The 10,676-nt window shown below is 68.3% G+C and carries 8 protein-coding genes; 5 read left to right on the forward strand and 3 right to left on the reverse strand.

Translation table 11 applies throughout. The features are described from left to right. Both ACE039_RS12490 and ACE039_RS12495 read left to right on the forward strand, forming a co-directional pair. Window positions 1–1,689 (forward strand): MFS transporter (locus ACE039_RS12490; protein ID WP_485822502.1); only part of this gene is annotated, 1,689 nt, incomplete at its 5' end. 16 nt (window positions 1,690–1,705) lie between these two features. Continuing rightward, window positions 1,706–3,805 (forward strand): site-specific recombinase, encoded by a 2,100-nt coding sequence (locus tag ACE039_RS12495; RefSeq protein ID WP_485822503.1) that lies wholly within the window; start codon window positions 1,706–1,708, stop codon window positions 3,803–3,805. Here the strand turns inward: ACE039_RS12495 and ACE039_RS12500 are convergent. Genes ACE039_RS12500 through ACE039_RS12510 form a run of 3 tightly spaced genes read right to left on the reverse strand, consistent with a single transcriptional unit; the run spans window position 3,802 to window position 6,770 of the window. Further along, entirely contained in the window at window positions 3,802–4,539 is a 738-nt protein-coding gene (locus tag ACE039_RS12500) for a phosphoribosyltransferase (protein WP_485822504.1), read from the reverse strand. The genes ACE039_RS12495 and ACE039_RS12500 overlap by 4 nt on opposite strands. 16 nt (window positions 4,540–4,555) lie before the next feature. After that, window positions 4,556–5,755, reverse strand: a complete 1,200-nt coding sequence (locus ACE039_RS12505) for a M20 aminoacylase family protein (RefSeq protein ID WP_485822505.1) — start codon at window positions 5,753–5,755, stop codon at window positions 4,556–4,558. A gap of 31 nt (window positions 5,756–5,786) precedes the next feature. Next, on the reverse strand, window positions 5,787–6,770 hold the full coding sequence (locus ACE039_RS12510) for a Bug family tripartite tricarboxylate transporter substrate binding protein (RefSeq protein WP_310034150.1): 984 nt from the start codon (window positions 6,768–6,770) through the stop codon (window positions 5,787–5,789). 126 nt (window positions 6,771–6,896) lie between these two features. Here ACE039_RS12510 and ACE039_RS12515 point away from each other — a divergent pair, with 126 nt between their 5' ends. From ACE039_RS12515 to ACE039_RS12525, 3 genes are all read left to right on the forward strand, one after another. Then, complete coding sequence (locus ACE039_RS12515) at window positions 6,897–7,838, forward strand: LysR family transcriptional regulator (RefSeq protein ID WP_485822506.1); 942 nt, start codon at window positions 6,897–6,899, stop codon at window positions 7,836–7,838. Window positions 7,839–7,923: 85 nt separating this feature from the next. Further along, complete coding sequence (locus ACE039_RS12520; protein WP_313460682.1) at window positions 7,924–9,303, forward strand: MFS transporter; 1,380 nt, start codon at window positions 7,924–7,926, stop codon at window positions 9,301–9,303. A gap of 151 nt (window positions 9,304–9,454) precedes the next feature. Continuing rightward, window positions 9,455–10,676: methyl-accepting chemotaxis protein (locus tag ACE039_RS12525; RefSeq protein WP_485822507.1), on the forward strand; the 1,222-nt coding region annotated here is incomplete at its 3' end.

Consider the following 10,676-nt stretch of genomic DNA (forward strand, 5'->3'; position numbering starts at 1 on the left):
CTCACCCCCGTCTCTCCCTCCGCCGACCTCCCCCCTGGCGCGCCCGCGGCGCCCGCCGCCCCTCTCACGGTCAGCACGCTTTCCCCCTTCGCCTTCCCCGCGTTCCGCATCATCTGGATCGCCAACCTGTTCGCCAACCTGGGCACCTGGGCGCAATCCGTCGCCGCCGCCTGGATCATCACCACCGAACAGAGCAGCCCCCTGATGGTCGCCATGATCCAGGTGGCCGCCGCCTTCCCGCTGGTTGCCCTGTCCATCCTGACCGGCGTGCTGGCCGACAACTACGACCGCCGCAAGGTCATGCTGACCGGCATGCTGCTGGAACTGGCCGGCGGCCTCTTCATCACCCTGCTGGCGTTCGCCGGCCTGCTGCATCCGATCACGCTGATCGCCTCGGTCTTTTGCATCGCCATCGGCAGCGCCATCGTCACCCCTGCCTGGCAAGCCGCCGTCGGCGAACAAGTTCCGCGCGCCCACGTCGGCAGCGCCGTCCTGCTCAACAGCGTCAACTACAACGTCGCGCGCGCCGTCGGCCCCGCCATCGGCGGCCTGCTGCTGGGCGCCCTGGGCGCGCCCTGGGTATTCCTGCTGAACTGCTTCTGCTACGGCGGCCTGATCTGGGCGATCTGGCGCTGGCGGCGCGACCTGCCCGTGCGCCGCCTGCCGCCCGAAGGCCTGTTCGAAGGCGTCGTCGCCGCGCTGCGCTACACCCAGCACTCCACCGTGACGCGTGTCGTCATGCTGCGCTCGTTTGCCTTCGGCCTGTCGGCCAGCGCCTTGTGGGCGCTGCTGCCATTGCTGGCCCACGACCACGAAGAAGGCAGTGCCCTGCTCTACGGCTACATGCTGGGCGCGCTAGGCGTCGGCGCCATCCTGGGCAGCGCCTTCGTGCGCCGCGTGCAGGCCGCCTGGGGCGCCGGCGGACTGGTCACCGTGGCCGCCGCGCTGCTGGCCGCCTGCCTGTTGGCACTGGGACTGACCAGCACCCTGTGGGTCGTCTTTCCCGCGCTGCTGGTGTCGGGCAGCTGCTGGATCGGCGTGCTGGCTACCTACAACACCACCGTCCAGATGCTCGTGCCCGACTGGGTCAAGGCACGCGCGCTGGCGCTTTACCAGACGGCCATCTTCGGCGGTCTGGCGGCGGGCTCGTTCATGTGGGGCCACTTCGCAGGCACCATGGGCGTATCCGGCGCGCTCAGCACCGCCGGCATCATGCTGGGCATCACCGTCGCGTTGCTGTATCGCTCGCGCCTGCCCGAACACGTGGACACCCAATCCCTGGCGCGCGTCGACAGCACCGAACCCGCGATGGCCGCGGCCGGCTTCAACACCCAGCACGGCGCGGTCCTGGTGGCGGTGGAATACCTGATCGAACACGACAAGCTATCCGCGCTGATCGGCGCCGCGCATCCGCTGCGGCTGCTGCGCCTGCGCAACGGCGCGCAGCAATGGCAATTGTTCCGCGACCTGGAACGCGAAGGCGTGTGGCGTGAAGTGTTCCTGGTGGAAAGCTGGATGCAATACCTGCGCATGATCGATCGCATGACGCTGGCCGACAAGATGGTGCTGGACGAAGTGCGCGCCCTGCACAGCGGCGACAAACCGCCGGTCGTGTCGCGCAACGTCAGCTACCTGGCCATGAACGAAGCGCAAGGCTTCTCCCTGCGCCGAGACCCCGAATCCCTATGACCCGCGAGGCCTGCCCATGCTTTCCTCCCTTTGGCGCAAGTGGCGGGCCTCGCGGCATGGCGGCCCGCAGCTGGACATCATCTTGTCCAGCACCGATCCCGACGCCCCGCTAGCCGACCGCAACCTGTGGATGGTGGATCTAAGCCGCTGGCTGGACCGCCCTGGCCGACCGGCGGCTTCCCCTTCCGCCGACACGGCGTCGGATACACCGCCCGATGCCGTCCGGCACCCGCAGCACACGCGGTTGCGCTACCTGCTGCAAGTGCTGGAAAACAATCCGGACCGCGCCGCCCCCGTCGCCGCCACCCTGCGTTCGCTGGTGGCCGACAACGACCCCACCTCGCTCCTGTGCGATACGGGCGTGGCCTCGCATCCCGGCTTCTGGGGCGAATTCTGGGAGCGCGCGCAGGCGCGGCTGCTGCCTCCACCGCCCAACCGCGGCGACATGTTCGGCCTGTTCTCGCTGATCTTCCGCCGCGCCGGCGACGCGCGCTGGATCGAATCGCTGGACGATGACACCCTGGCCCGCATGCGCGCCCTGTACCGCCACGGCGACGGCGTGGCGCGCGCGGACCCCGCCGCGCCGGCGCCGCCCGCCCCGCGGCTTGAACAGGCGCTGACCAGCAGCATCCAGGTGCTGGTCAGCCAGGTCCGCGCGACGGGCTTGAGCCAGGACATCCGCTCGCGCCTGCCCGGCCGCGTGCAGGACACGCCATTCTTCGCGCTGGCCGCCGCCGCGGCCGAACTGTGCGATAGCGGGCCGGACACGCCGCGCGATGTGTTCGGCCGGCGGCTGAACATGTTCCGCGCGCTCTTGGACGGTTGCCGCACCGCCACGCAAGGCGTCTACGACGAACTGGAGAAAAACGGCGTATCCGTCGAAGTGGTGTTCCAGATCGAACGCATGAAACTGCGGCTGGCCCGCATCGAACTGCTGCTGAGCGTGTGGGTGGACCCCACGCAGCGCCACAAATACGTGCACCTGACGGCCGAGCTGATCCGCTCCACCCAGGCCCGCAGCAGCATCCGGCACCTGGCCGCCTCGTCGTTCGCGCAACTGGCGCGACGCGTCATGGAGCGCACCGCCGAAACCGGCGAACACTACATCGCGCGCGACGCCGCCGAGTACCTGACGATGTTGAAGGCGTCACTGGGCGGCGGCTTCATCATGGTGTTCACGGTCTACCTGAAATTCTTCATCGTCTCGCTGCACCTGGACAAGTTCATCGAAGGGCTGCTGGCGTCGTTGAACTACGCCGGCGGCTTCCTCGCCATCCACTTCGCGCACTTCACGCTGGCCACCAAGCAGCCCGCCATGACGGGCCCCGCGCTGGCCCATCGGCTGGATGACGCCTATACGCCCGAAGGTCGCGACGCGTTCCTGGACGACACGCTATCCATGATCCGTTCCAACGCGGCGGCCATCCTGGGCAACCTGGCCGTGGTCTTTCCCCTGGCCTGGGCGGTGCAATGGATTGCCGTGCACGGCCTGGACCGGCCGTTGATCAGCGCCGACAAGGCGCACGAAACGCTGGCGTCGTTTTCGATCTGGGGTGCGACGCCCATCTATGCGGCCGCCACCGGCGTGCTGCTGTGGCTGTCCAGCCTGATCGCCGGCTGGGCCGACAACTGGTTCGCGCTGCACCGCGTGCATGACGTCATGGCCTACAACCGGCGCGCCCGGCACCTGTTCGGTGAACGCGGCGCGGCGCGCTGGGCCGGATTCTGGCAACGCAATATCTCGGGCATCGCCGGCAACGTGTCGCTAGGCCTGATGCTGGGCCTGGGCCCGGCCATCGTGAGCTTCTTCGGCCCGCACGTGGAAGTTCGCCACGTGACGCTCAGCGCGGGCCAGATCGGCACGGCGCTGGGCACGCTGGGATGGGAGGTCGTGCACACCCAGGTGTTCTGGATGGCGGTGGCGGGCACCGCCATGACGGGGCTGCTGAACGTGGGCGTGAGTTTCGCGCTGGCGTTCAATGTGGCGCTGCGCTCGCGCAACCTGCGCCGCGGCGACCGCGATTCGCTGTCCGCCAGCGTGCGCCAGCGCATCTGGCAGCGGCCGGCAACGCTGTTCTGGCCGGTCAAGCCCCGGCCGGCGCCCGAACGCGTTTAAGCCTGAGTTTCAGGCGCCCAGCCCCCCGGGACCCGCTGCAGGCGCGGTGACTCGAACGCGCAGGCCACGGGCAACGGCACGCCCGCTGCGTCGACCAGCCGCCCGTGCCAACGCGTGCCCTGGCGCATGGCCACGACGATGCCCGCCACCTCGGCTTCGCAGCGCGCCAGCAGCGTCAGCGCGGACGCCATCGTCTGCCCCGTGCTGACGGCGTCGTCCACCACCAGCACGCGGCGGCCCCGCAGCATGCCCGCCAGATTCGGGTCGACATACAAGCGCTTGCCGGCCTCGGGCGTGGTCAGGGACTGCACCGGCACGGACAGGCTTTCGTCATACCAGTACTTGCGGGAATAGCCGAACGGCACGTAGCGCGTGAAGCCCAGCCCGCGCGCCACCTGCGGCGCGAACGCCAGGCCCAGCGTGGGCAGCCCCACTACCTCATCCGCGCCGAACACCCGCGCCCGGTCGGCCATGAACCCGGCTAGCGTCTCGACGACATCCAGGCTGGCGTGGTTGGCGATCAGGGACGCGACGCAACGGTCGGGATCGCCCGGCACGCCGCGCAGCGGCAGCACCAGATAGCGGCCATCGGGCAAGCGCGCGGGATAGCCACGGGAATAGGGCGGAGCGGCCGGAACGGACAGCGCGTCGGCCGCAACGATCTCTTGCCAGTAGTTCGTGGTGGCGTCGAAGGCCGGGGCCCGATCGGCGGGCGGCATAGCGGAAGCGGTCATACGGAAAACGCCGGGTTCAGAACGCGGGCGAGCCGGCAGTCAGGAAGCGCTCTGCCAGCGTGACCCAATAGCTGGCCGTCACCGGCAGGATGTCGTCGTTGAAATCGTAGTCGGGGTTATGCACCATGCAGCCGCCTTCGCCCTCGCCGTTGCCGACGATGAAGTAGCTGCCCGGCACGGCTTCCAGCATGAAGGCGAAGTCGTCGCTGGCCTGCAGGGGCGCCAGGTCGGGGATCACCCGTTCGGCGCCCAGCCACTCGTGCGCGACCGCGACGGCGAATTGGGTCGCGTCGTGGTCGTTGACGACCGGCGGATAGCGCCACAGGTAGTCGACCTTGACCGTGGCACGGTGCACCGCCGCCTGCGCCGTGGCGATCGCGGTGATGCGTTCGCGCAGCAGCACGCGCGTTTCGGGGCGGCGGGCGCGCACCGTCAAGCGCAGTTCCACCGACTTCGGGATCACGTTGGGTGCGTCGCCGCCGTGGATGGCGCCGATGGTCACGACCGCCATGTCGTTGGGATCGACCTCGCGCGACACGATGGTCTGCAGGGCCAGGACGATGCTGGCGGCGGCCACGATCGGGTCCACGGCAACGTGCGGCATCGCGCCGTGCCCGCCCACGCCGCTGACCGTCAACACCACGGTGTCGGACGAGCTATACATCACGCCGGACCGGAAGCCGAAGTGCCCGGCCGGATAACCGGGCTCGTTGTGGAAGCTGTACACGGCGTCGCACGGGAAGCGATCGAATAACCCGTCGGCGATCATTTTCTGCGCGCCCCCGTGGCCCTCTTCGGCGGGCTGGAAGATCAGGTGCACGGTGCCGTCGAACTGCGCGCGTTGCGCCAGCGCCCGGGCCGCGGCCAGCAGGGTGGCGGTGTGCCCGTCATGCCCGCAGGCATGCATCTTGCCGGGGTGCTGGCTTGCATAAGGCAGGCCGGTGGTCTCGTGAATGGGCAGGGCGTCCATGTCGGCGCGCAGGCCAAGCCGGCGCGCGCCCGATCCCCGGCGCAAGGTGCCGACCACGCCGGTCACGCCCAGACCGCGGTGCACCTCGTAGCCCCAGGCCGTCAGGCGCTCGGCCACCAGATCGCCGGTGGCGACCTCCTGGTAGGCCAGTTCGGGATTCGCATGAATCCGATGGCGCAGCGCCACCATCTCTTGTTGGATCGCCCGGATTTCAGGCAGCACGGGCCCCAGCGCGGAATCGTTCATGTCGTGGCACATCCTTGGGAAGTCAGCAGCATCATTCCTGCTGGATATTGGCGCTTTTCACAATGTGCGCGTACACGGCCTTTTCCTTTTTCAGGAATTCGGCAAAGTCCTCCGGCGAACCTTCACCGGCGATAGCGCCGCCTTCGGCCAGGCGCTGTTGCACGTCGTCCAGCTGCAGCACGGCGTTCACGGCCTGATTCAGCTGGCGCACGATTTGCGGGTCGGTGCCGGTGGGCGCGAATACGCCCATCCAGGTGTTCAGTTCAAAGCCTTTCAACTGGGCCGTTTCGCCGAAGGCCGGCACGCCCGGCAGCGTGGCCACGCGCGCGGCCGACGTCACGCCCAGCGCGCGCAGCTTGTTCTGCCGCACCAGCGGCGTGGCGCTGGTGGTCACGAGCAAGCCCAGGTCCACCTGGCCGCCCATCACATCGTTGGTGATCTGCGCGCCGCCGCGATAGGGCACGTGGACCAGCTTCACCTTGGCCTGGTCCTGCATCACTTCCATCGACAGGTGCAGTACGGTGCCAACCCCCGACGACGCATACGTCAGCGTGTCCGGCTTGGCCCGCGCCAAGGCGATCAGCTCGCCCATGTCGTTCACGGGCAGGCCCGGACGAGCCAGCAGCACGACGGGCGCGGTGGTCACCAGGGCGACGGGTGCCAGGTCTTTCTCGGCGTCGTACTTCACGGCGGAATTGATCAGCCGGGCCACGCTGATGGGGCCGTCGAACCCCATCACCAGCGTGTAGCCGTCGGGCGCGGCATGGGTGGCGCGGGCCACGCCCAGCACGCCGCCCGCGCCCGCCACGTTGTCCACGATGATCGATTGGTTCAGCCGTTCCGACAGCTTCTGCGCCACCAGGCGCGCCGTCGTGTCCACGTTGCCGCCCGGGCTGAACGGCACGATCAGCGTCAACGGCTTCGCGCCGGGCCAGGGCGTCTGGGCCCACGCGGCAGGGGCGAGGCAAAGCGCGGCCGCCAGCGCGGACACGGACAGGAACAGGCGTTTGAGCATGATGAGGGCGAACGGGACGGGTACGCGCGCGAAAGGCGGGGCGCGCAAGGAGGCGACGGCGCCATCCTACGCAGCTCTGGGTAATAACTGAAATGGTATATTTTTATAGATTCATCAGGTAAATCTATGACCAAGCGCCCCGAGCCGGACCGCCCGGCCACGCCGCCGCGCCAGCCGACGCTACGCCAGCTGCGCGGATTCAAAGAAGTGGCCCGGCACGCGAGCTTCAGCCGCGCCGCCCAGGCCCTGGCGCTGAGCCAGCCCGCCCTGTCCTCGGCAATCCGCGAGCTGGAAACGCTGATGGGCGTGGCGTTGTTTGAACGCAGCACGCATCATGTGCGCCTGACCCCGGCGGGGCTTGCCGCCCGGGCGCAGATCGAATGGCTGCTCAATACCTACACGCAAGGCACTGACGACCTGCAACGCCTGCTGGACACGCAGGCCGCCACGGTGCGCATCGGCTGCATTCCGTCCACCATGCATCTGCTGGCGCCCGCCGTGGCGCAGTGGCGCTTGCGGCATCCCGAGACCGTGCTGATCTTGAGCGACCACTTGAACGATGAACTGATGGCCGCCCTGGACAACGGCGAACTCGACATCGGCCTGGGGCTGGATTTCGGCTTGATGCCCGGCGTGACCGCCGCCTTCGTTGCCGAAGACGAACTGGTCGCGGTAATGGCCGACACGCACCGGCTATCGCGCCGCAGCGCCGTCACCTGGCAGGACTTGAAGCACGAGCCGCTGGCGGTACTGTCGCGCGGCAGCACCTACGAGATGATCGTATCCACCTTGCGTCAGCAGGGCGCCGGCCTGGCCGCCACCGACACCCTGAACTACACCGACACGCTCTACAGCCTGGTGCGGGCCGGGCTGCGCGTGGGCCTGATCTCGCGCTTGTACACGCAAGGCCAGCGGCTGGATGGCCTGGCCATCGTGCCCGTGCAACGCCCGCAGATGACGCGCCGCATCTGCCTGATGACCCGCGCCCCCGAAACGCAGGCCCGCGCCGCCGTGCAACGCTGCTACGCCGAACTGACCGACATGCTGCGCGGCCGCGCCCCTTACTGACGAAGCGTTGAATTCCGATGCCGCATTAGAATCAGTTTTCCTGATTCCGGATGCTCCGTCCGGACGCCTCGCCCCACCCCGCCCCATGCTCTCGTTCTCCCGCAATACCGTCTATCCGGCTGGCGCCGGCCTGCCCGCCACCGAACGCCTGGGCGCCTTGTTGGCCGTCATGCTGGCGGTCTGCATGGCCAGCCTGGACACGGCCATCGCCAATACCGCCCTGCCCACCATCGCGCGCGACCTGCAAGCCAGCGACGCGGGATCGATCTGGGTCATCAGCGGCTATCAATTGGCCATGGTGGCGGGGCTGTTGCCCGCGGCCGCCCTGGGCGAGATCCTGGGCCACCGGCGCGTCTACATCGTGGGGCTGGTGGTGTTCATCGTGTCGTCGCTGGCCTGTGGCCTGGCGCCGTCGTTGCCCGTGCTGGTGGTGGCGCGCATCCTGCAAGGGCTGGGCGCGGCCGGCGTGATGAGCGTAAACGGCGCATTGCTGCGCTTCATCTATCCGTCGCACATGCTGGGCCGTGGGCTGGGCCTGAACGCGATGGTGGTCGGCCTGTCGTTCGCGGCCGGCCCCACCGCGGCGTCCGCCATCCTGCTATTGGGATCGTGGCACTGGCTGTTCCTGGTCAACGTGCCCATCGGCATCGTGGCCGCCGTGCTGGCCCTGCGCGGCCTGCCGGAAACCGCCCGCGCGCCGCACGGCTTCGACGGCTTCGCTGCCTTGCTGTGCGCGCTGACGCTTGGCCTGTTCGTGCTGGGCTCGAACGAACTGGCGCACGGCGCGCCGTGGCCGCGCATCGCGCTGGAATGGGGCGGCGCCATCGCCAGCCTGTGGCTGCTGATGCGCCGGCAGGCGGGCCATCCCGCGCCGATCCTGGCGGTGGACCTGCTGCGCCGCCCCTTGTTCGCCTTGTCCGCCGCCACCGCCGTCTGCGCTTTCGCGGCGCAGGCGCTGGCATTCGTATCGTTGCCCTTCCTGTTCCAGTCCGTGCTGGGCTACAGCCAGGTGCACACGGGTTTCCTGATCACGCCCTGGCCCGTCGTGGTGGCCATCATGGCGCCGATCGCCGGACGCATGTCCGACCACTATCCCGCCGGCATCCTGGGCGGCGTCGGCCTGGCGCTGCTGGCCTTGGGGATGGTATTGCTGGCCTTGATGCCCGCCGCGCCGTCGGCCTGGGACATCTCGTGGCGCATGGCCATCTGCGGCGCGGGATTCGGCTTTTTCCAATCACCCAACCTGCGCGCCATCATGACGTCGGCGCCTGCTTCGCGGGCGGGCGGCGCCAGCGGCATGATCGGCACCGTGCGCCTGCTGGGGCAAGCCAGCGGCGCGGCGCTGGTGGCCGCCTGCTTCCATGTGTCCACGACACACGGCGCGATCGCCGCCTTGTGGCTGGGCGGTTTGTGCGCCGCGCTGGCCTGCATCGCCAGTTTTTCCCGCTTGCGTTTCGCCGCGTGAAAACGCTAACGAGCAACAATGTTGCGTTATTTTTCGATATATACGGGCATCTAGCGGATATATTCGTAAGTTGTGAAACAGCTGCTAAATATCGGTGAAGCCGGGTCGTTGTTGCTGGTGCAGCACTCGCTGTATCGGGGATACGACTCGTATGACACAGTTCTTGAAAGACATCACCATCCGCCGCATGATCCTGTGCACCCTGCTCATGATCAGCGCCTTGCTCACTGGCCTGTCAGCCATCAGCGTCAACGGCTTGCGTAGCGCGGGCGAAGCGCTCACCGCCAGCAACGAACTCCTTCACGAAGTCTCTGCCCTGTCCCGGGTCAACGATCAAATCATGCGCGCGCGGCTGCGGCTGTCGCGCCAGCTGGAGTACGCCAGCGAAGGCCAGACCGCGCAGGCCGCGGAAGAAGGACGCAGCATCGACGCCGCGTTGGACGAAGCCAGACGCCAGCAAGCGATATTTGTGGACCTGGCGCAGAAGGATGCCCCGCCCGCCGTCCTGGAATCCATGCAGGCCGGTTTCAACGCGCTTGTCACGGGCGGCATCGCCGTGCAGCGCCAGCACCTGGAAGCCGGCGACATCGCCCGCGCCCGGGCGCATGCGGCCAGCGCCGTCGTGACGGCCAGCCGTGCATTCGGCAAGAGCATCGAAAGCTATGAGGCCTATGCCAAGCAACGCGAAACGTTGCTGTGGGAAGCAGCCGCCGCCAAGCGCCAGCAGGCCTACATCGGAATGGGCGTCGTGCTGGGCGTCTGCCTGTTGCTGCTGGCGTTGGGCGACCGCTACGTCGTGACGTTCGTGCGGCAACCGCTGGATTCGATCAAGGGCCATTTCCGACGGATCGCCACGGGCGACCTGACCACGCCCATCGCGCCGTATGGCAACAACTGCGTCGGCCAGATCATCCCTTACCTGCAAGAGATGCAGGCCAGCCTGGTGCGCACGGTCCACGCCGTGCGCGACGGCGTGGTCGAGATCAACGCGGGCTCCAGCGAAATCGCCGCCGGCAACCAGGACCTGTCCAGCCGCACCGAGCAGCAGGCGGCGTCTCTGGAAGAAACCGCGGCCAGCATGGAGCAGTTGCTGTCCACCGTCACCAGCAACGCCGAAAACGCCCGGCAGGCCAACCAGATGGCGGCCACCGCCAGCGACGTGGTCCAGCGCGGCGGCCTGGCGGTGAAGGAAGCAGTCAGCACCATGCGCGAAATCGCGCAGGACGCCGGCCGCATCGAAGCCATCGTAAGCGTCATCGACGGCATCGCCTTCCAGACCAATATCCTGGCGCTGAACGCGGCGGTGGAAGCGGCCCGCGCGGGTGAGGAAGGCAAGGGCTTTGCGGTGGTGGTCGCCGAAGTCCGGTCGCTGG

The sequence above is a fragment of the Achromobacter maghribensis genome, assembly GCF_057334215.1.